Source organism: Porticoccus sp. (assembly GCF_965660005.1).
Lineage (GTDB): Bacteria > Pseudomonadota > Gammaproteobacteria > Pseudomonadales > Porticoccaceae > Porticoccus.
In genome coordinates this window covers 75,803-96,996 of the sequence record NZ_CBFHYF010000003.1, presented here as the reverse complement: position 1 = coordinate 96,996, position 21,194 = coordinate 75,803, and the positions used below count along the sequence as shown (strand labels likewise).

19 protein-coding genes are annotated in these 21,194 nt (G+C 49.6%); 9 read left to right on the top strand and 10 right to left on the bottom strand.

Features of this window, described 5'->3' with window-relative positions:
• Positions 1–41: 41 nt before the first annotated feature.
• A complete protein-coding gene (locus ACTF5G_RS01735) occupies positions 42–731 on the bottom strand; it encodes a ceramidase domain-containing protein (RefSeq protein ID WP_438951090.1) in 690 nt (229 codons plus the stop codon).
• Between the two features lie 499 nt (positions 732–1,230).
• Between ACTF5G_RS01735 and glyQ the strand changes: the two genes are divergently transcribed.
• The 5 genes from glyQ (at position 1,231) to ACTF5G_RS01710 (ending at position 5,833) form a co-directional block, all read left to right on the top strand.
• Positions 1,231–2,181, top strand: coding sequence for a glycine--tRNA ligase subunit alpha (gene glyQ / locus ACTF5G_RS01730; RefSeq protein ID WP_438951089.1), 951 nt, complete (start codon positions 1,231–1,233; stop codon positions 2,179–2,181).
• On the top strand, positions 2,178–4,271 hold the full coding sequence (gene glyS / locus ACTF5G_RS01725; RefSeq protein ID WP_438951088.1) for a glycine--tRNA ligase subunit beta: 2,094 nt from the start codon (positions 2,178–2,180) through the stop codon (positions 4,269–4,271). The genes glyQ and glyS overlap by 4 nt, the downstream gene beginning before the upstream one ends.
• Complete coding sequence (gmhB, locus tag ACTF5G_RS01720) at positions 4,272–4,847, top strand: D-glycero-beta-D-manno-heptose 1,7-bisphosphate 7-phosphatase (protein ID WP_438951087.1); 576 nt, start codon at positions 4,272–4,274, stop codon at positions 4,845–4,847.
• A complete protein-coding gene (locus tag ACTF5G_RS01715; RefSeq protein ID WP_438951086.1) occupies positions 4,844–5,572 on the top strand; it encodes a lysophospholipid acyltransferase family protein in 729 nt (242 codons plus the stop codon). The genes gmhB and ACTF5G_RS01715 overlap by 4 nt, the downstream gene beginning before the upstream one ends.
• Before the next feature lie 87 nt (positions 5,573–5,659).
• Positions 5,660–5,833 carry a hypothetical protein gene (locus tag ACTF5G_RS01710; RefSeq protein ID WP_438951085.1) on the top strand — a complete coding sequence of 58 codons (174 nt, stop codon included), beginning with the start codon at positions 5,660–5,662 and terminating at the stop codon, positions 5,831–5,833.
• Positions 5,834–5,940: 107 nt separating this feature from the next.
• Here ACTF5G_RS01710 and gyrB read toward each other — a convergent pair whose 3' ends face one another.
• From gyrB to rpmH, 9 genes are all read right to left on the bottom strand, one after another.
• Entirely contained in the window at positions 5,941–8,361 is a 2,421-nt protein-coding gene (gyrB, locus tag ACTF5G_RS01705) for a DNA topoisomerase (ATP-hydrolyzing) subunit B (protein ID WP_438951084.1), read from the bottom strand.
• A 36-nt stretch (positions 8,362–8,397) separates the two neighbouring features.
• Positions 8,398–9,501 carry a DNA replication/repair protein RecF gene (gene recF, locus ACTF5G_RS01700; RefSeq protein ID WP_438951083.1) on the bottom strand — a complete coding sequence of 368 codons (1,104 nt, stop codon included), beginning with the start codon at positions 9,499–9,501 and terminating at the stop codon, positions 8,398–8,400.
• A gap of 46 nt (positions 9,502–9,547) precedes the next feature.
• Positions 9,548–10,648 carry a DNA polymerase III subunit beta gene (gene dnaN, locus ACTF5G_RS01695; RefSeq protein WP_438951082.1) on the bottom strand — a complete coding sequence of 367 codons (1,101 nt, stop codon included), beginning with the start codon at positions 10,646–10,648 and terminating at the stop codon, positions 9,548–9,550.
• Positions 10,649–10,751: 103 nt separating this feature from the next.
• A complete protein-coding gene (gene dnaA / locus ACTF5G_RS01690; RefSeq protein WP_438951081.1) occupies positions 10,752–12,179 on the bottom strand; it encodes a chromosomal replication initiator protein DnaA in 1,428 nt (475 codons plus the stop codon).
• A gap of 344 nt (positions 12,180–12,523) precedes the next feature.
• Positions 12,524–13,897 (bottom strand): tRNA uridine-5-carboxymethylaminomethyl(34) synthesis GTPase MnmE, encoded by a 1,374-nt coding sequence (gene mnmE / locus ACTF5G_RS01685; RefSeq protein ID WP_438951080.1) that lies wholly within the window; start codon positions 13,895–13,897, stop codon positions 12,524–12,526.
• Between the two features lie 35 nt (positions 13,898–13,932).
• Positions 13,933–15,630, bottom strand: coding sequence for a membrane protein insertase YidC (yidC, locus tag ACTF5G_RS01680; protein ID WP_438951079.1), 1,698 nt, complete (start codon positions 15,628–15,630; stop codon positions 13,933–13,935).
• A 6-nt stretch (positions 15,631–15,636) separates the two neighbouring features.
• Positions 15,637–15,867 (bottom strand): membrane protein insertion efficiency factor YidD, encoded by a 231-nt coding sequence (yidD, locus tag ACTF5G_RS01675; protein ID WP_438951078.1) that lies wholly within the window; start codon positions 15,865–15,867, stop codon positions 15,637–15,639.
• A 2-nt stretch (positions 15,868–15,869) separates the two neighbouring features.
• On the bottom strand, positions 15,870–16,235 hold the full coding sequence (gene rnpA / locus ACTF5G_RS01670; RefSeq protein ID WP_438951077.1) for a ribonuclease P protein component: 366 nt from the start codon (positions 16,233–16,235) through the stop codon (positions 15,870–15,872).
• Positions 16,236–16,261: 26 nt separating this feature from the next.
• Positions 16,262–16,396, bottom strand: coding sequence for a 50S ribosomal protein L34 (gene rpmH, locus ACTF5G_RS01665; protein WP_305170331.1), 135 nt, complete (start codon positions 16,394–16,396; stop codon positions 16,262–16,264).
• 581 nt (positions 16,397–16,977) lie between these two features.
• On the opposite strand from rpmH, the gene mnmG reads away from it, so the two are divergent.
• The 4 genes from mnmG to ACTF5G_RS01645 are packed head-to-tail and all read left to right on the top strand — an operon-like array spanning position 16,978 to position 21,164.
• The gene (gene mnmG, locus ACTF5G_RS01660; protein ID WP_438951111.1) at positions 16,978–18,870 is read left to right on the top strand and encodes a tRNA uridine-5-carboxymethylaminomethyl(34) synthesis enzyme MnmG; all 1,893 of its coding nucleotides are present in this window, start codon (positions 16,978–16,980) and stop codon (positions 18,868–18,870) included.
• On the top strand, positions 18,871–19,497 hold the full coding sequence (gene rsmG, locus ACTF5G_RS01655) for a 16S rRNA (guanine(527)-N(7))-methyltransferase RsmG (RefSeq protein ID WP_438951076.1): 627 nt from the start codon (positions 18,871–18,873) through the stop codon (positions 19,495–19,497).
• A 10-nt stretch (positions 19,498–19,507) separates the two neighbouring features.
• Positions 19,508–20,302, top strand: coding sequence for a ParA family protein (locus ACTF5G_RS01650; RefSeq protein ID WP_438951075.1), 795 nt, complete (start codon positions 19,508–19,510; stop codon positions 20,300–20,302).
• A gap of 4 nt (positions 20,303–20,306) precedes the next feature.
• Positions 20,307–21,164, top strand: coding sequence for a ParB/RepB/Spo0J family partition protein (locus tag ACTF5G_RS01645; RefSeq protein ID WP_438951074.1), 858 nt, complete (start codon positions 20,307–20,309; stop codon positions 21,162–21,164).
• Positions 21,165–21,194 lie beyond the last annotated feature (30 nt).

Sequence of the window (21,194 nt, the reverse complement as noted above, 5' to 3'; positions counted from 1 at the left end):
CTCCAGCTAATTATAACTATGCAGGCAATAGCAAAGCGCAATTATCGGTTTGCTATCTGCTCACGCAACCACAGCATTCTCAGCAATATCAGGATAGCAACCGCTGCCAGCAAGTGCTTGAGGGTATGCCCACTGATGACGGTAGTTGCAGCAAAAATCTGCTGGTCCAGAAATTCCGTCAACTTTGCCAGACCGTAGCAGAGCAAAATGACCGGGATATCCCGGCTCCTGGTGAACCTTGACTGACTGATGGTCATCAGCAGGACAATGCAGATTATCGGCAGAAACTGCACCAACAGATAGGGCCGCAAGTCGCCCCTGCCGAGGCTTTCCGTAATATGCCAGTAGATAACGGATGCTGTTCCGGTCAACAACAGTGGATAAAAAAGTATTTTTTGCAAATAACGACCCAGGTACTCGGCAAACAACGCCGTACTCATCGCCATAAAAACAACGGCCATTGGCAGACGATCCCAGAACAGCGCCTGATTGCTCGGATTGAGATGAAACCAGGTCGAACCGATACCGGTAAACATAACAGCAGCAAACAGCGTCAGGTAGGTGGGTGTCACGGAGAGATTATCGTGCACCAGCTGCTTTCTCCACAGCAGCACAACACCACAAATGCCGAGCAGGATAAGCGGCAGGTTGGACACCACATTCAGGAAGTTTTTTATGCCAAACAGCATTCTTTGGTCGGCAAACTGCAGATATTGTTTCGGCTGTGCCACGGGATCTAAAACCAGAAAAACTAGGCCACTAACGCTGAGCAGCAAAAGTAGCAGGAGAGCAATTTTCTTATCCACGGCGTGAGCACATTTTTCTGGTATCCCTATTGATCCCTGACTGGTGGGCAAGATTAACTGCCATGGCGTATCCTGTGATCGGGAACATTATTCCCAACCTCCTCCCCGACACCCACTGCCCGTCGAGCCTCGCGGTGGGCTATAGCACAATCACCCCTGCGCTGGCTTTTCCTGTACGGCCAGTGAAGCACTGTATCAACCTTTGACTTTGTCTGCTCAGCAACCAGCCGCCCAAAGTGAATACCAACCGTCTTGCAAAGCGCCCTTCGCACTTCGTATTGCCAGGACAACTCCCGCAAACCCGCTTTCAAATCCTGTGGCAGGTATTGACTGTCCAGGCAGACACCCCCCGGCAATAAAGCCCTTACTATTCGGGGGTTGCAGTCTTATAATTGCCAACTTTGCATGTCATAGGGGAACTCAGTTGTCACAAACTACACCGGATGTTTCAACTTTCCAGGGGCTGATTCTGGCTCTGCAACATTTTTGGTCGAAGCACCACTGTGTGATCCTGCAACCGCTGGATATGGAAGTGGGTGCAGGCACCTTCCACCCGGCAACTTTCCTGCGTGCGATCGGCCCGGAAAGCTGGCACAGCGCCTATGTGCAACCCTGTCGTCGCCCCACGGACGGTCGTTACGGCGAGAATCCCAATCGACTTCAACATTACTACCAGTTCCAGGTGGTCCTGAAGCCTTCCCCCGACAATATTCAGGAGCTGTATCTCGACTCCCTGCGACAACTCGGCATCGACACCAATATCCACGATATACGATTTGTTGAGGACAACTGGGAATCCCCCACACTCGGCGCCTGGGGTCTGGGTTGGGAGGTGTGGCTGAACGGCATGGAGGTGACACAATTCACCTACTTTCAACAGGTGGGCGGTCTCGAATGTTTCCCGGTTACCGGTGAAATCACCTACGGTCTGGAACGGATTGCCATGTATTTGCAGGGCGTGGACAGCATTTACGACCTGGTATGGACTGAAGGGCCGGAAGGTCGCGTCACTTACGGGGATGTTTTTCACCAGAATGAAGTGGAGATGTCGGCCTTTAACTTCAATGAGGCCAATGTGGATTTCCTGTTTCACAGCTTCGATGTTTACGAAAGCGAGAGTCAGCGATTGATTGAAAAAGGTCTGCCACTACCCGCCTATGAAATGGTCATGAAAGCCTCTCATGCTTTCAACCTTCTGGACGCGCGGCGCGCCATTTCTGTCACAGAGCGACAGCGTTTCATTCTCCGGGTGAGAGCCCTGGCAAGAGCCGTGGCTCAGGCCTATTTCAATTCACGCCTGGCGCTTGGCTTCCCGCTGGCCCTACCCGCACTTGCCAAAGAGGTTCAACAACACGCCGCAGAGGCTCAAACATGAGTTCAGATTTTCTTGTTGAAATTGGCACAGAAGAGCTCCCGCCAACCTCACTGTTGGACCTGTCAGAGGCGTTCAGGATAGCGATTGTTAACCGACTGACCGGACTAGAGCTGAATTTTGGTGCAGTGGCTTCATTTTCGTCCCCTCGTCGCCTGGCAGTGGTTGTTCGCGAGCTCGATCCGATGACACCCGGACAGGAAGCCATCATTTGGGGTCCACCCAAATCCGTTGCCTTCGATCAGGCCGGCATGCCAACCCGCGCCGCCCAGGCCTTTGCCGAGAAAAACAACTGTCCACTGGCTGGGTTACCGGAAATGGTTGAGCATGATGGCAAACAGGAAAAACTGTGCCACAGGGTCAGCCAACCGGGACAATCAACGGCTGCCCTGCTGGGGGATATCGTGTCCGGTGCCCTGGCGGCACTGCCCATCCCAAAGCGGATGCGCTGGGGTACACGCCGCGAAGAATTCGTTCGACCCGTTCACTGGATCATCATGTTATTCGGTAAGGATGTCGTCGATGCGCAAATAATGGGCCTCCCCGCCGGCAACCGGAGTCGCGGTCACCGTTTCCATGCCCCCGATGATATCGTTATTGACAGTCCGGCCAGCTATTGTCAGCAACTGAAACAAGCGTACGTCTTGGCAGACTTTGATGAACGCCGGGACTTGATCCGGGCAGGTGTTGATCACGCAGCCAGACAAGCTGGTGGTCATGCAGTCATCGATGACGATTTACTTAATGAGGTAACGGCCCTCAATGAATGGCCCGTGCCATTGGTGGGACAATTTGAACCGCGCTTCCTGGACGTGCCGGCGGAAGCCTTGATTTCTTCCATGAAATCCCACCAAAAATATTTTCATGCCCTGGATGATAGCGGCAAGCTAATGCCGATCTTTATTACCATCGCCAATATTGAGAGCACAGACCCCGATCAGGTCATCCGCGGCAATGAAAGGGTGATACGACCACGCCTGTCGGATGCCGCCTTCTTTTACGACACTGACCGGCAAACCACATTAGCCGAGCGGCGCGAATTACTTCGCAGCGTTGTGTTTCAGGCAAAGCTCGGATCCTTGTTTGATAAGTCTGAGCGCGTTGCCAACCTGTCCCGGGCACTATCGGGGACAACTGGCGCTGACAGTGCACTGGCTTATCGAGCCGGCCAGTTAAGCAAGTCGGATCTGGTGAGCGAAATGGTCGGTGAGTTTGATGACCTGCAAGGGACCATGGGCCGCTATTACGCCATGCACGATGGCGAAAACCCAGAAGTCGCCAGTGCGCTCTTCGAACAATACCTCCCCCGCTTTGCCGGTGACGCCATCCCCACCACCAAAACCGGCATTACGCTGGCTATTGCCGATCGTCTCGATACCCTCGTTGGCATCTTCGGTATTGGACAGCCACCTAGTGGCTCGAAGGACCCGTTTGCCTTGCGTCGCGCGAGTCTCGGTGTATTGCGCATTATTATCGAACACAACATCGACATTGATCTCAAAGCGGCACTGAAACTGGCCCTTGATCAACATACCGGTGTATCCACACTGGCTGACAACACTGACAAAATAAGCAAGCAAGTACTCACTTACATACTGGAGCGTTTTAAGGCGAGGTATGACGACGAGAATATGCCCCCCGAGGTTTTCCAGTCCGTTGCTGCGCGACAGCTCAGTAATCCACTGGATATTCATTTGCGAGTGCTGGCGGTGCACACTTTCAATCAATTAGCTGAAGCAGAGGCCCTTGCCGCTGCCAACAAGCGAGTATCCAACATTCTCGCCAAACAAACCGATCTGATCAACCGGAAGGACCTAAACCACAGCTTGCTCACCGAGCCCGCCGAACAGCAGCTTGCGAGCATACTGGGGACACTGACTGATGTGGTATCCCCACTCCTGCAAACCCGAGATTACTCTACCGCATTAAAAGAACTGGCTAAATTACGGGCCCCTGTCGATCAGTTTTTTGATGAGGTTATGGTCATGGCAGAAGACCCAGAAGTGCGCTTGAATCGTCTTGCGCTATTACAAAAGCTTCAAGATCTGTTCCTCAATATAGCGGATATTTCACTGCTGGTACCGGCCAAGTAAATGACGAAGCTGGTGATTCTCGATCGGGATGGCGTAATCAATCAAGACTCTGATAATTACATCAAGTCTGTCGATGAATGGGTGCCCCTGCCCGGCAGTATAGATGCTATAGGCAGGCTCTACCGGGCCGGTTATACCGTGGTTGTTGCTACTAATCAGTCTGGTATTGGACGAGGTCTTTTTGATCTTGATGATCTGGAAGCCATGCATGCAAAGCTGTCTGACCTGTTGATAGAACAGGGCGCAGAACTGGGGGGGATCTTTTATTGTCCCCATACACCGGAAGATCACTGCCATTGCCGCAAACCGGCACCCGGGCTTATCGATGCCATTGCCAATGAATTTGGTATTTCTCTCAACAGAGTTCCGCTGATCGGGGATAGCCTGCGGGATCTTCAGGCGGGATTGAGTAATCACTGTGTTCCCATTCTGGTAAGAACCGGTAAAGGTGCCACCACAGAAAAGAAACTGCCCTCACAACCAGAAATCGAGTTACAACAGGCAGCGGTGTTTGATGATCTTGATCAGGCTGTGGATCATATACTGGCCCACCCGGGACACAGGAATTCCCCATGAATAAAGCGATTATGCTGCTGCGCTCATTGTTGTTTTATCTACTTTATATGCTAATAGTTTTTGTTTTCGGCCTCGTTTCTACCTGCTCCGGGCCTTTTCTAAGCTACCTGAACCGACACCGTCTACTCACCACTGCTGGCATGCTAATCAATCGAGCTCTGAGTCTCACCTGCGGCATCAAAGTTAAGGTAGATGGCCTGGAAAATATCCCTCAGACCCCATGTGTCATACTCAGCAAGCACCAGTCCACTTGGGAAGTATTTTTTCTACAGCGGCTGTTTATGCCTGTCAGCACTATTCTGAAACAGGAGTTGCTGAAAATACCTTTTTTTGGCTGGGGTATCCGCCTTATGCACCCCATTGCCATTGACCGAAGCAATCCTCGTCAGGCCATGAGCCAGGTTATGAGTCAGGGTAAACAACGTATTATTGAGGGTAACCGGGTAGTTATTTATCCGGAGGGCTCCCGGATCCCCTTCGGTAAAATTGGTAAATATGGCAGAAGCGGCGCAGCCCTGGCCATTGCAGCAGGCGTGCCCATCATACCCGTAGCCCACAATGCTGGCTATTGCTGGCCTGCCCGACAGCTGATTAAGCGATCGGGTACGATCCATGTGATCATTGGCAAACCCATAAATATTACACCGGGGAGCAACAGTCAGCTTGTTACTGAGCAAGTTAAGGATTGGATAGAAACACACCAGTTACAACTGACGTGCCATTAATTTTGCCATCACTTGCTGTGCTAGATTTTCAGCCTATACTCTCTTAAACTCAACTTGTGAATACCGCAATCAAAATGAGTTTTATCCATGAAAGATATTGATAACGGCTCTTACGTCGGCGAGGATCGCCGCAAAGAACAGCAGCGAAAAAGCGATGATCGACGAGAAGATATTCGCTTTGAACCGGATAAAGAGGATCGCAGAAAAAATCGGGGCCGCCGAAAAACGGATGGTGACATCTGGCGACAACGTGAAGAATAGAACCGGATCGTCTTTCGTACCCATCCGCCCTAGGAAGACTCTCTCAGAAGAGTACAAGAAATAAAAAACCCGGCATAAGCCGGGTTTTTTATTTCTAAATGAATTCCCTAGACGTCCAGATTGGTGACGGATAATGCGTTGGTTTCAATAAAGAGCCGTCGTGGTTCCACTTGATCACCCATCAACGTATTGAACATCTGATCTGCGGCGATAGCATCTTCAATGGTTACTCTGAGCATTCGTCGCGTTTCAGGATTCATTGTTGTCTCCCAAAGCTGCTCTGGATTCATTTCGCCCAGACCTTTATAGCGCTGAACATTATAACCGCGACGTGATTCACCCATAAGCCAACTGATGGTTTCACTAAAGCTGGTAACCGGTTTACGCCGATCGCCCCGCTGGATATATGCGCCCTCTTCAATCAGGCCTTGCAGCTGCCTGCCCAAGGCAACAATTGCACCATATTCACCCGATACAAAAAATTCATGGTTAAACCGGTACTTGGTCGGCACACCATGGGCGGTCAATTCAACGACGGGCAAAAAGATATGTCGCTCTGGGTCCTCAACAACACTTACCTGATAGCGGTGGCTACCTGCAACGTTGTCCTGTGTGAATGAGCTAGCCAGCTCATCGCTCCACTTTTCGACAACCCCACGATCTGAAAGCTGTCGGGATTCAAGGGGAGTGGTATAGATCAATTTTTGCAAGACGCTTTCAGGGTAAACCCTCGACATGCGATCAATAATATTCATCACACGGCGATAGTCTGCAACCAGGCTTTCCAGCGCGGGGCCGCTGATCGGGGGGGCCTCTGCGGTCACATGGAGGCTGGCCGTTTCCAGTGCGGACTGGGTAAGAAAGGCCGTCAGTGACTGGTCGTCTTTAAGGTATTGCTCCTGCTTTCCCTTGCTGATTTTGTAAAGGGGCGGCTGGGCAATATAGATGTGTCCCCTTTCAACCAATTCGCGCATTTGACGGAAGAAAAAGGTCAGCAAGAGCGTTCGGATATGAGAGCCATCCACATCGGCATCTGTCATGATCAGAATCGTGTGGTAACGAAGTTTGTCGGGATTGAATTCTTCAGTCCCGATACCGCAGCCCAGCGCGGTAATCAGTGTGCCCACTTCAGCACTCGATAACATTTTGTCAAAACGGGCTTTTTCCACATTGAGTATTTTGCCTTTCAGGGGAAGAATGGCCTGTGTGCGCCGATCTCTACCCTGCTTGGCAGAACCACCCGCAGAATCACCCTCCACCAGATACAGCTCTGATAAGGCCGGGTCTTTTTCCTGACAATCGGCCAGCTTTCCAGGCAATCCGGCTATATCCAAAGCACCCTTGCGGCGAGTCATATCACGTGCTTTGCGGGCAGCTTCCCGTGCCCTGGCTGCATCCACCATCTTGTTGACAATACTCCTGGCATCCTGGGGATTTTCCAAAAGGTAGTCTGTAAAATTGCTGCCCATCTCTTGCTCAACAGCTGTTTTTACTTCTGAGCTGACAAGCTTGTCTTTTGTTTGTGACGAAAATTTCGGATCAGGCACTTTAACCGAAACAATTCCGGTTAATCCCTCTCTGGCATCGTCTCCAGTAGTATTGACCTTGGCGTTTTTGCCAAGCCCCTCTTTTTCAATGTATGTATTGAGGCTTCTCGTTAAAGCGGCCCGAAACCCTGCCAAATGGGTGCCACCGTCACGTTGCGGTATGTTGTTGGTGTAACAGAAAATATTTTCCTGGAAGCTATCATTCCACTGGAGTGCCACCTCAACGCCAATACCATCTTCACGTTGAACATTAAAATGCATTATTTGATTGATCGTGGTTTTGTTAGTATTCAGATACTCCACGAAAGCCTTGAGTCCACCCTCATATTGATAAATGTCCTCCTTACCACTCCGCTCATCGAGCAATACGATACGCACGCCTGAATTAAGAAACGATAACTCTCTCAACCGTTTGGCCAAAATTTCATAATGAAATTTGATATTGGTAAACGTCTCTGTAGAGGGGATAAAGTGAATTGTTGTGCCAGTTTCACTCGTATCGCCCACTACCGCCAATGGCTCCTGGGGAACACCATGGCGGTAAAGTTGTTCATAGATATGCCCACCACGCCTGATGATAAGCTTCAGCTCTGCAGACAGCGCGTTAACCACGGAAATGCCGACCCCATGCAATCCGCCGGAAACCTTATACGTGTTATCGTCAAATTTTCCACCGGCATGGAGCACTGTCATGATCACTTCAGCAGCAGAGACGCCCTCTTCGTGCAGCTCCGTGGGTATACCTCGTCCATTATCAGAGACCGATACTGATTCATCTGGATGAATAACGACCCTGATTTCCGAACAATGGCCAGCAAGCCCTTCGTCAATGGAATTATCGACAATTTCAAATACCATGTGGTGTAAACCGGTACCATCGTCGGTATCTCCGATATACATCCCCGGGCGCTTTCTTACCGCATCAAGGCCTTTTAGAACCTTGATGCTGGAAGAGTCGTAGCTATTTTGTTCGTCAGTCATAGGAGTCCCTAACAATTGTTAATTTCCGGACAAGAATCACCCTGTGTAGCGATCTTCCCGGATACAACCCTGTTCCACGTGGAACAATTTCATGTCGTTTGCGGAATCAGACCAAAGGTTCAACAAGCCCTCTCGCTCTACTCCGGTAACAAAGATCTGCGCACCCAAAACGGCGAGCCTCTCACATACCTGCCTTCTATGCTTTATATCCAGCTCTGCCGGCAGATCATCTATTAGATAGAGGCCGGACCTGCCGGTCTTATTGTTAAAAAGGTATCCTTGGGCAATCTGCATAGATATGGCGAGTATCTTTAGCTGCCCACGAGACAATATATCGGCTGCATTTTGCTTTTTGATCCTAATGCGTAAATCTGCGCGGTGGGGTCCATGATGGGTGGTTTTTAAATGACGATCTCTGGGGCGATCTGTCAGTAACACCTCTGATAAATCCTTTGTTTCATCCCAGCCAGGAAAAACACTGTAATCTACATCACCCAGATCTTCTGATAGTTCACAGGCTATCTTCCTGACTATCGGCAGTAGCTCCTGGAGGTATACTTTTCTCAAGCAGTCAATCTGTTGGGCGAGCTCGACAAACTCCGCGTCCCAAACAGCCAGAACCTGTTCGTCTATTCTATCATGTCGCATTAGCGAATTGCGTTGTTTCAATACCCGCTGATAGCGCTGCATCAAATGCCGGTAGTTGTGTTCCACGTGGAACACACCCCAGTCGATGAATCGACGTCGATATTGTGGCCCCCCACCAATCAGATCAAAGCCTTCCGCATTCAAAAGTAATAGCGGCAAAGCTTCAGCCAGCGCAGAGGCAGCGGCAATTTGTTGTCCATTTATTTTGAATAAGAAATCTCCCTGTCGACCACGGGATACGCCGATTGGGGTTGATACACCGGAAGATTCTCGCAAACCATAAGCGGTGCAAACCTGCTCTTGTGTATTTATTACGGTATTGAGGATACGGCTCCGAAAAGAGCGGCCACGGCCCAATAAAAAAATCGCCTCCAGGAGGCTTGTCTTCCCGCTACCGTTAGCACCGTGAAAAAGATTTACTTGAGGGGAAAGAGACAGCTCAATGTGCTTCAAATTTCTCAATCCATGCACATGCAACTGTTTAAGATACATTGAAGGTGTCTATTTTTATACCCAAAATCAGATCAGGCGCGTCGTATTATAGCCGCATCGGCATAACCACGTAGACCGCGCCCTCAGATGCCGGATCTTCAATCAGTGCGCTGCTATTCGCATCGGACAAGGTGAAACGCACCTCATCTCCTCGCAATACGTTAAGCACGTCAATGACGTAACTGACATTAAAGCCGATTTCCAATTCACCGGCATTGTAGTTAACAACGACATCCTCCTGAGCTTCCTCCTGTTCCGGATTGTTCGCGGTCAGAGCAAGGAGACTGTCACCGAGGAGTAAGCGCACTCCACGATATTTTTCATTGGAGAGAATTGCCGTGCGGCTAAATGCGTGACGCAACTCTTCACGACGCCCGGTGAGCTGCTTATTACCTCCTTTTGGTAAAACACGCTGGTAGTCCGGATAAGCACCATCAACCAGTTTCGATGTAAAACGAAATTCGGGCGTGGAAACTCGTATGTGGTTATTGCCAAGTACAACCTCTACATCCGCAGCCTCGACAAGCAAGCGGGATAGCTCCAGAACACCCTTACGCGGTATGATCACCTGTATCTTGTCGTCAGCAGTGCTCTCCAAAGGTGCATCCCGCATTGCCAACCGGTGACCGTCAGTTGCAACAGCACGAACATGGCCGTCCCCAACCTCCAGCAACATCCCGTTCAAATAATAGCGAACATCCTGCTGCGCCATAGCAAAAGCTGTACTATCCAGCAACTGCTTGAAGGTTTGCTGACTCAGCGAAAACTCTCTGTTACCTGGACCATCCTCTACACTTGGGAATTCATTTGCCGGCAGCGTTGAGAGCGTAAATCGGCTGCGCCCACTGGTGACGATTGCACGACCACCATCTACAGAAATAGTCAGCTCTGCTCCGTCAGGTAGAGAACGACAAATATCCATCAACTTTCGACCCGGAACGGTGATTTCGCCCTCTACTGATGGACTATCCAGATTGAGATAACCAAGAATTTCCACTTCAAGATCGGTTCCGGTTAACGACAAACGGCCGCCACTCAAACCAATCAGCACATTGGAAAGGATGGGCAGAGTCTGGCGTCTTTCAACGACACCTACCACCAATTGCAGAGGCTTAAGAAAATCTTCTCGGGATACGGTGAACTTCATTAGTAATCTTCCAACAAGTAAATAAGGTCGGTTCGTTGAGGGCTATCATTATCATCTATCCTGCAATCCGGGAACAGTTTTTGTCCCACCCTCTCTCCATACATTAGGTAGTCAATGCGCGAAGCAATTGCTTCATATCGTCACTGATATCGCGGCTGGTTTCCTGCAGCTCTTTAACCTTTCGGCAGGCGTGGAGAACCGTTGTATGATCTCTGCCGCCAAATGCCTCACCTATTTCAGGCAAACTGTGGTTCGTCAGCTCTTTTGCCAACGCCATTGCCACCTGACGCGGTCTGGCTATGGATCTGCTTCTGCGTTTTGAGAGTAACTCTGATAGTTTGACTTTGTAATATTCGGAGACTACCCGCTGAATATTGTCGATGGTCACCAACTTATCCTGCAGGGCCAAGAGATCCCGGAGGGATTCCCGAATTAAATCGATATCTATCATCCTGCCCGTAAAGTGAGCACTTGCTATCACTCTCTTTAATGCGCCTTCTAGCTCTCGTACATTTGACCTGATTCTGTGGGCGATGAAAAAAGCAGCATCGGTGGGCAGATCAATCTTTGCCTGGTGCGCCTTTTTTATCAAGATTGCCACGCGTGTTTCAAGCTCGGGGGGCTCAACCGCGACCGTCAGCCCCCAGCCAAAACGGGACTTGAGGCGCTCCTCGAGACCATTGATTCCCTTTGGGTAACGGTCACAGGTCAGTATCATTTGCTGCCCTCCCTCCAGAAGTGCATTGAAGGTATGGAAAAACTCTTCCTGTGACCGCTCTTTCCCTGCAAAAAATTGAATATCATCGATTAACAGTGCATCGACAGAACGGTAAAAGCGCTTGAAATCGTTTATAGCATTTAACTGCAACGCCTTGACCATATCGGCAACAAATCGCTCGGAATGCAGATAGATAATCTTTGCATTGGGTTTCTGCAGACGCAGGGCATTGCCCACAGCATGCATCAAGTGAGTTTTCCCTAACCCGACACCGCCATAAATAAACAACGGGTTGTAGGAGCCACCCGAGTTTTCTGCCACCTGTTTGGAAGCCGCCAGAGCCAACTGGTTCGATTTACCCTCCACAAAGGAAGAGAATGTAAACACTTCATTTATGTTGCTTTGATGATTCAGGCCACCTTCTATACCACTATTTCTGGGGATAGAGTGCCCCTGTGATCGGGGTGGTACAACAACGGCCGGGGGTGATACTTCCGTGTCAGCCTCCGCCGCGGTATTTGGCATCGGCATGGCCACAGCATCGCTTTTTTCGTGAACACCTGATTCAACTGAAACAGCACACCGCTCCCCGCAAACCTGTTGGTAAATGTCGACGATTCGATCGAGAAACTTGTCAGACACCCAGTCTTTTACAAAGCGGTTAGGTGCCAGCAAACAGACATTATTCGGGGAGCTCGATTCCCCGGATTTTGACGTGTCGAGCCTAAGTGGCCTTATCCAGGTATTAAATTGCTGTGCTGGCAATTCTTCCTGAAGATAACCCAGGCACTTTTCCCATAAAATTTGAGCCAAACCAAACCCCTTCTTATGCTTCGTGGGTGGCACGAAAATACGGATAATTCGTGTTGTTTTTATGGACTCAGTCTATCGACAAAATGGTTGGTTATCCACACCTATCTGATATTACCAATACTGGCGATAAATTATAATAATTTATATATATCAGTAAGTTATATAATATCTATAGTTATCTATTATGCACAAAAAATATATTTATTATGGTTGTTTTTTAACCAGTATCTGTGGATAACCTGTTATCAAAATGTGAGTTTGCTGGGGGTTTGCTGTCGATTAGTCCACAGGAACTGGCGGCGTCACCGGATTTCCATGATTGATGACTACCTGTACAAGAAAAGTCATTTTCCGATACAAAAACTGGCAAAAATTCGCCCAAGTAGATCATCCGAAGTAAATTCACCTGTAATTTCCGCCAGGCACTGCTGCGCCAAACGCAGGTCTTCGGCCAACAACTCCCCCGCTCCCGCTTGATGAAGCTGCTCTACACCACTGTGCAGGTATTGTTGTGCCCGCTCTAATGCATCCAGGTGTCGTCGTCTTGCGGCAAAACTGCCAACCTCGCTACTCGTATAGCCCATGCATTGCTTGAGGTGGTCAACCAGATAGTTCAATCCCAAACCCTGTTTGACGGAGAGTGTTACTACTGGATGGCCACGGTCCTCTGTAATTCCGACCGGAAGAGTTGATGTGTCGGCTTTATTCAAAATAAAACTGATATTTTCTGCCTGAGGAAACCTGCTGAAATAATCAGGCCAGTTTTTTTTTGGATCCAGTGAGTAGGGTTGGCTGCTATCCACCACAAATAAAATCCGATCCGCCCCCTCTATTGCCTGCCAGGCACGGCGAATGCCTTCCTTTTCCACCGGATCACCCGTATCACGAAGGCCCGCCGTATCAATTACGTGCAGTGGCATTCCATCCAGGCTTATCTCCTCCCTCAATAAATCTCTGGTGGTTCCCTCTACTTCGGTGACTATTGCACTATCCCGACCAGATAGTGCATTGAGTAAACTGGACTTGCCGGCATTCGGTTTGCCTGCGATGACAACCGTCATGCCCTCTTTCAGCAAGGCACCCTGTCTTGCCTGATAAAACAGCTCATCGAGCTGGATAATGATTCCATTCAAATCAGCACTGACCCGGCCATCGGCCAAAAAATCGACTTCTTCTTCGGGAAAGTCGATAGCTGCCTCGACATATATCCGCAGGGCGGTCAACGCCTCCAGCAATTGGTGAATTTGCGTTGAAAAGGCTCCCTGCAGAGAGCGGATTGCACATCGGGCTGCCTGTTCGGAGGTGGCATCAATCAGGTCAGCAATGGCCTCAGCTTGAGTCAGATCCAGCTTATCGTTAAGGAAGGCCCGTTGTGAAAATTCACCGGGGCGGGCAAGTCTGGCACCCAGCTGAATAGCGCGTTGCAGGAGCATATCCATGATGACTGGACCCCCATGCCCCTGCAGTTCGAGTACATGCTCTCCGGTAAAAGAATGCGGTGCAGGAAAGTAGATCGCTAAACCGCGATCAATAACCTGATTTTTGGCATCGTGAAAGTCCGTAAATACCGCTTGTCGTGGTTCGAGCTTTCTCCCGATAAAACCGTTGATCAATGGGTCAAGAGCAAGACCTGAAATACGTACCACACCAACCCCGCCCCGTCCGGGGGGGGTGGCTACTGCGACAATAACATCCTGATCGTGACTGAGGCCGTTCATGTATCACCAACAAGGCCCCCTGCGGGAGCCTTGTATCATTTCTTTTTCAAGGGAGCCGCTTCTATCTGGCGGGTGATCATCCACTGTTGGATTATTGAAAGAATATTGTTTACCGTCCAGTAAAGCACTAGTCCAGCCGGGAAGAACATGAAGAAAAAAGTAAAGGCTATGGGCATCATTTGCATGATTTTGGCCTGAGTAGGATCCGGAGGTGTGGGATTCAACTGCTGCTGAATATACATGCTGGCACCCATTAGCAACGGCAGAATAAAGAGCGGGTCCTTGACCGACAAATCCTGAATCCAGAGTATCCATGGTGCATGCCGCAGCTCCACACTTTCAAATAGTACCCAATAAAGTGCTATAAACACCGGCATTTGCACCAGAATAGGCAGGCACCCACCCATAGGATTTACTTTTTCTCGCTTGTATAGATTCATCGTCTCCTGGGATAGCTTCTGGCGATCATCCCCATAAAGATCTTTGAGGCGCAACATTTCTGGCTGCAATCGACGCATATTTGCCATGGAGCGATAGCTGGTGGCAGATAATTTATAGAATGCTGCCTTAATGAATACGGTCAGGAGAATAATCGACCAACCCCAGTTACCAATCAGTTCATGCAATTGATAAAGGACCCAGAACAGGGGTTTTGACACCCACCAGAGCCAGCCATAGTCCACAGTCAAATCAAGGTAGGGAGAAATTTCTTCCAACCTGTATTGATCTTTGGGACCAGCATAAAACGCTGCTTTAAGCTCTCCGGTGGCACCTGGTTCAACTGATATTTGTGGTGAGGTAAAACCAATAGTGTAAAGATCCTGGTTACCCAATTGACGCAGGGAAAATGCATTGGTCGTCGATTGATCCGGTATCCAGGCACTGATGAAATAATGTTGGATCATAGCAATCCAACCGCCCTCCAGGGTGTCCTTGAAAGGTGCTTCAACGAGATCTTCAAACTCGACCTTTTTGTAATTTTCTTCTGTGGTGCGCAAAGCGGCACCCACATAAGGGTTCATCCCCATTCCAGTGGCCACGGATGGCTCGTGGCTATCCCGTTTTATCTGGCCAAATAAGCCGGCTTGCCAAGCATTGGTGCCCTGATTGTCAACAAGGTAGGTTACTTCTATCAGGTGATCAGCTCGAGTAAAACTGAAGCGTTTAGTAATGGTGACGTCATCCTGCTGGAACACCATATCTACCTGTATTCCCTCGGCACCATCAGCAAGCCGATATTCACTTTTTTCAGCTTTGAAGAGAGGACGCCCCTCGGTGTTATCTGTTCCATTAATGCCAATCAAACCACTCTGGGCAATGTAAGTATTACTGGCTGTCTGATTTAAAAGAACGAACGGCGGAGAATCTTCCTGTAACCTTGTCAGGTGTTCCGGCAGTTCCACCCGAACAATATCACCGCCCCGAGTATCGATCAGCACATGCAGTACATCGGTAGATACCGACAAAAGCCGTGTTGTTGAAGTACCCGGAGCGTCCGTTTCTGTCGATGTGGCCTTCACCGCAACATTATCATTTTGTAATGTCGGTATTTCGTTGGTCGCAGGTTCGGGGGTTGACTCAGCCGGTAGTTGCTTTGTATCCGGGGCTAGTATGGTTTCTTCAGACACAGGATTCTGATCTGTCTGGGCACCTTGAAAGGTATCCCACTCAAGAAACAACATATACAGCACTACCAACATGCCACCTATCAATAAAGAACGTTGCCAATCCATAGTAATTTAACTCTTTTCTTTTTCAGATTGCGGTACAGGATCATAGCCACCGGCATAGAAGGGGTGACACTTTAACAGACGCTGGAAGCCTAGATAGACACCCTTTGAAGCGCCGTGCACTTTAATTGCTTCCTCAGCGTAGCAAGAGCAACTGGGATAGAAACGACAGTTTTTTCCTAACAGTGGGCTTACCAGGTACTGATACCCCTTTAGTAGAGCCAGCAAAAATGAGCGCACGACTACAATTCCGCCTGAAGTTTACGCGATAAACGCCGCCAGCTGTTTTCAAGCAGGTCGGTTTGTTCTTTCGGCGTTAAGCAATCCATACCCTGACGGGCCAGGAAAATGATATCGAGAGAATCGAGAAGGTTTTGAGACTGGCGAAAGGTTTCACGGACAACTCGCTTGACACGATTGCGATCAACTGACCGACGAATATGTTTTTTTGCCACCACAAGACCGAGCCTGGGCAGACACAGCCCGTTAGGTTTGGCCAGTAATAGAAGATTTGGGTGTGCAACTTTGAAGCAGGTACCAGAAAAAACAGCCTGGTAAGCCCGGGCTGTTAATAGACGCTTGTTTCTGCCAAAAGATGTCTCGGGCACAGGACTGCCCTGATCAAGGATAACAGTCAGGCTGCCAGGCGCTTGCGGCCCTTGGCGCGACGACGATTGATTACCTGACGACCATTTTTTGTGGCCATGCGTGCACGAAATCCGTGGGTACGCTTGCGCTTCAATACACTGGGCTGAAATGTTCTTTTCATGGCGGACTTCCTTAAGCTGGCCGGTTACCTTCTGAGGGCGGAGGATTTTAATGAATATCTGGAGGCATATCAATGAAAGATCTTCCGCTGAAACAAATAATCTTCATACAAACTTACCCACAGAAAAAACCACCTTCAAAGCTAGTTACCCACAGCTGTGCTAAAACTGTGGGTAACTTACGGGATAATTGGGCGGATTTATCCTTAATAAAATTGTGGGTAACTTCTTATTTACGAGACCTGTGGGTAACAGGGGGTTTAGCCCACAAGATACACAAAGAAACGGGCGGCTCTCTATGCAACTTAGCAAGTGGTTTATACAGCTTGTAACTAATTAATATTAAAAGGATATTTTGATCTACCCACAGAAAAACAACCGTACATATATAACTACTATTTACTAATACTTACATAAAGAAAATATATTTAATCTATTTTTATGGTTAACGGAGACAATACCGAACTTGCCAAATTAAACAAAGAGACAATGAATAGGGCTAACAAAACCAAACGGTTAAATTATAAACAATTTACTTTATAATCACCGCCCCTGCCAAAAACTACAGAGCGGCCTTTTGTCCATGTATTATCCGGAAACGTTCGATGTCATCGTCATTGGTGGCGGTCATGCCGGAACTGAAGCTTGTCTGGCTGCGGCCCGAATGGGTTGCAAGACACTATTGCTTACACACAACATCGAAACATTGGGACAGATGTCCTGTAACCCGGCAATCGGGGGCATAGGCAAAAGCCATCTAGTGAAAGAGGTCGATGCCCTGGGTGGCATTATTGCCAAAGCAACCGACTTGAGCGGTATACAGTTCCGAACCCTGAATGCCAGAAAAGGGCCAGCCGTCAGGGCAACCAGGGCCCAGGCAGACCGTATTCTATACAAGGCCGCTGTTCGTCAGATTCTCGAAAACCAGCCCAATCTGTGGATTTTTCAGCAAGCAGCTGAGGATTTGCTTATGGATGGGCTGCGGGTGAGCGGTGTGGTTACTCAAATGGGGTTGCGTTTCAGCGCGAAAACAATTGTTTTGACAGCGGGGACCTTTCTGGCGGGAAAAATACATATCGGGCTGGAAAACTATGCCGGTGGTCGAGCAGGCGATCCGCCAGCGATGGGGTTGGCGGCAAGGCTTCGGGAGTTGCCCCTGAGAGTTGATCGGCTGAAGACCGGGACACCGCCAAGGATTGATGCCCGAAGTGTGAACTTTGATGGATTGCAGGTACAGTGGGGTGATAAACCTGAACCTGTCATGTCCTATCTCGGAGACGCCTCTCAACACCCACAGCAGACCTGCTGTTACATTACCTACACCAATGAGCGGACACATGAGATTATCCGTGGTGGGATGAACCGCTCACCCATGTACACCGGGGTTATCGAGGGAGTTGGTCCCCGATACTGCCCTTCGATTGAAGATAAAGTGGTACGGTTTGCCGATAAGCAAAGTCATCAGATCTTCATTGAACCGGAGGGCTTGACAACCCACGAACTCTACCCCAACGGTATTTCGACCAGTTTGCCCTTCGATGTGCAGATGGAACTGGTTCGCTCGATAGAGGGCTTTGAAAACGCACATATAACCAGGCCGGGTTACGCCATTGAGTACGATTATTTTAATCCTCAGGATTTGCAGTATTCATTGGAGAGCAAGCACATTGACGGGTTGTTTTTTGCTGGCCAGATAAATGGTACTACCGGGTATGAAGAAGCTGCCGCACAGGGCTTGCTGGCGGGATTAAATGCCGGATTGCGGAGTCGTGAAAAGGCACCGTGGTGCCCGCGACGGGATGAAGCCTACATCGGTGTCTTGGTGGACGATCTGATTACCATGGGAACGCAGGAACCCTACCGGATGTTTACCAGTCGTGCAGAATATCGGCTGTTGTTGCGGCAGGACAATGCCGACCTGCGTCTTACTGAGAAAGGGCGGGAACTCGGATTGGTTAACGATGAGCGTTGGCAGCTCTTTTGTACGAAACGTGAAGCGGTAGCAAGAGAGCAGCAACGACTGAAGGGTTGCTGGATTCAGCCAGATAGCCCGCAGGCTGAGGTGATCGCCCAAAAAACCGGATCTATGCCAATGCATGAATACAGTCTCTTCGAGCTGCTGAAGCGACCGGAATTGCACTATGAAGATATTCGATTATTGCAGGAAGTGCCGCCGCAAATAGCCGAGGAAGTGGCTGAGCAAGTGGAGATCGATGCAAAGTACGCAGGCTACATTGCCCGCCAACAAGAAGAAATTGACCGTATGCAGCGCCAGGAAAACACGCCGATCCCAGCTGATTTTGATTTCAGTGTAGTCAAGGGGCTGTCCAATGAGGTAAAACAGAAACTGATAGCCGCGCGGCCGGACACCCTGTCCAGAGCATCCCGTATACCGGGTGTTACGCCAGCGGCGGTATCTTTGTTGCTAATCTATCTCAAACGAAAATCGCTGGTTGAAAAAAAGATCGCCTCCTAAATGTCGGACCGCGAACGGATACTCCGCGAAGGACTGCAAAGCCTGGGGTTACCCTTGGATGCTGGACAGGTAGCTGCCCTTTTTGCTTATCTGGAGTTATTGCAGCAGTGGAATCGTGCCTATAATTTGACAGCTATTCGTGACCCCGAAATGATGCTTACCCATCACTTGCTGGATAGTCTGAGCATAGCTTCATGGATAAAGGGCACGCGTATTATTGATGTGGGCACCGGCCCCGGGTTGCCAGGTATACCACTGGCTATCTGTTACCCGGAGCGCCAGTTCAGCCTGCTAGACAGCAATGGCAAGAAAATCCGCTTTCTCTTCCAGGTAAAAACCACCCTGGGTTTGGGGAATGTTCAGGAGATTCAATCCCGCACTGAAGCCTACCGGCCGGAACAGCCCTTTGATGCCGTAATCAGTCGGGCGTTTACGAGTCTGGCCGGAATGACTGAAAAATGCGCTCATCTGCTTTCTGCGCATGGGCGTTTCTATGCCATGAAGGGCCAATATCCTGAGCAGGAGTTGAGAGAGTTGCCAAAACACTATAATGTCGTTGGCGCACATCAGCTTGTTGTTCCAGGTGTTGAAGGTCGTCGGCACTTGATAGAAATTGCGCCCGTCTGAGGACATTGCCTTGAGTCAAACATTTGCCATTGCCAATCAGAAGGGTGGCGTGGGGAAAACCACCACCAGTGTAAATCTGGCGGCTTCATTGGCCAGCTATAACAAGCGTATCCTGTTGGTAGACATGGATCCCCAAGGTAATGCCACCATGGGCTGCGGTGTAGAAAAAAACCAGCTGAAAACCACCATCCTTGATGTACTCACCGGTGACACGAAAACAGAAGAAGCGCTGCAGCGTTGTGAAACAGGCAACTTTGATCTGTTACCAGCCAACGGTGATCTCACGGCAGCCGAAGTGGAGTTGCTTCGAGTGACCAATAAAGAAAGCAGGTTGCGCCATGCTCTGGCCAGGGTGAAAAACAGTTACGATTACATTGTTATCGATTGCCCGCCGTCACTGAGTATGTTGACAGTGAACTCACTGGTGGCCTGTGATGGCGTCATCATACCCATGCAATGCGAGTATTATGCCCTGGAAGGGTTGTCGGCGTTGATGATGACCATCGGGAGAATAGGGAAATTTCTCAATCCGAAGCTACAGGTCGAAGGTATATTGCGCACCATGTACGACCCCAGAAACAGTTTGACCAATGAGGTGACAGCGCAGTTGCGAAGATACTTTGGCGACAAAATCTATCGTATTGCCATCCCTCGTAACGTCCGACTGGCGGAAGCCCCAAGTTACGGACAACCGGCGCTCAGCTACGATAAGCACTCGAAGGGAGCGCTTGCGTATCTGGGGCTGGCAGGAGAGATCATCCGCAGAGGTAAATCGCCGAAAGTGCAGATTGACAAAGCAGGTTAATTTTATGGTCAGAAGAAAAGGTTTGGGCCGCGGTCTGGATGCACTCCTGGGGGTTGATGACGATGAGAATACATCAGTCTCTCAGGGGGCAGATCACCTGAAAGAGTTGCCTCTTGAATTTATGAGCCGCGGTAAATATCAACCGCGCAGGGATATGCACCCTGAAGCACTGGAGGAGCTTGCCAACTCCATTCGTGTGCAGGGAATAATGCAACCTATCGTGGTGAGACCTGTCGGTATAGACCGCTATGAAATTATTGCCGGCGAGCGCCGCTGGCGAGCAGCCCAACAGGTTGGCCTGGAGACAATCCCTGCGTTAATCAGGGAGGTGTCGGACGAGTCTGCCATTGCGATGGCATTGATTGAGAATATTCAACGTGAAGATCTCAATGCAATGGAAGAAGCCCAGGCTCTGACGCGACTGCAACAGGAATTTGATCTGACCCAGCAGCAGGTCTCGGATGCGGTGGGTAAACCCCGCAGCACGGTAGCAAATATCATGCGCCTGATGAGCCTTGAGGAAGACGTGCAAAAATTGCTGGAGCATGGTGATCTGGAAGCAGGCCATGCCAAAGCCCTGCTTGGCTTGTCGGGTATGGAGCAGGCGGAGGTTGCCAGAACGGCTGTGGCAAAAGGTTTGACTGTCCGGCAGACGGAAGCACTGGTGAGGAAGAAGCTCCAACCACCGGTGGGAAATAAAATACGAAAAGAAAACAGTGATATCAGGGTACTTCAGGATAAGTTGTCGGAGCAGATCGGCGTACCTGTATTTATTGAACACTCGGCTAAGGGCAAGGGAAAATTGACCTTTAAATACAATAATCTGGATGAGCTGGAAGGAATTCTTGAGCACATAAAATAGCGCCAAGCCATAAGCAGCATCAATGGCGGC

What these genes read in the sequence shown, in the direction of transcription:
- ACTF5G_RS01645 (WP_438951074.1), top strand. Translation starts at nt 20,307, where the DNA reads ATGGTCAGAAGAAAAGGTTTGGGCCGCGGTCTGGATGCACTCCTGGGG.
- yidC (WP_438951079.1), bottom strand. Translation starts at nt 15,630, where the DNA reads ATGGATTGGCAACGTTCTTTATTGATAGGTGGCATGTTGGTAGTGCTG.
- glyS (WP_438951088.1), top strand. Translation starts at nt 2,178, where the DNA reads ATGAGTTCAGATTTTCTTGTTGAAATTGGCACAGAAGAGCTCCCGCCA.
- gyrB (WP_438951084.1), bottom strand. Translation starts at nt 8,361, where the DNA reads ATGACTGACGAACAAAATAGCTACGACTCTTCCAGCATCAAGGTTCTA.
- rpmH (WP_305170331.1), bottom strand. Translation starts at nt 16,396, where the DNA reads ATGAAAAGAACATTTCAGCCCAGTGTATTGAAGCGCAAGCGTACCCAC.
- dnaN (WP_438951082.1), bottom strand. Translation starts at nt 10,648, where the DNA reads ATGAAGTTCACCGTATCCCGAGAAGATTTTCTTAAGCCTCTGCAATTG.
- gmhB (WP_438951087.1), top strand. Translation starts at nt 4,272, where the DNA reads ATGACGAAGCTGGTGATTCTCGATCGGGATGGCGTAATCAATCAAGAC.
- ACTF5G_RS01710 (WP_438951085.1), top strand. Translation starts at nt 5,660, where the DNA reads ATGAAAGATATTGATAACGGCTCTTACGTCGGCGAGGATCGCCGCAAA.
- rsmG (WP_438951076.1), top strand. Translation starts at nt 18,871, where the DNA reads ATGTCGGACCGCGAACGGATACTCCGCGAAGGACTGCAAAGCCTGGGG.
- recF (WP_438951083.1), bottom strand. Translation starts at nt 9,501, where the DNA reads ATGTATCTTAAACAGTTGCATGTGCATGGATTGAGAAATTTGAAGCAC.
- mnmE (WP_438951080.1), bottom strand. Translation starts at nt 13,897, where the DNA reads ATGAACGGCCTCAGTCACGATCAGGATGTTATTGTCGCAGTAGCCACC.
- ACTF5G_RS01715 (WP_438951086.1), top strand. Translation starts at nt 4,844, where the DNA reads ATGAATAAAGCGATTATGCTGCTGCGCTCATTGTTGTTTTATCTACTT.
- mnmG (WP_438951111.1), top strand. Translation starts at nt 16,978, where the DNA reads ATGTATTATCCGGAAACGTTCGATGTCATCGTCATTGGTGGCGGTCAT.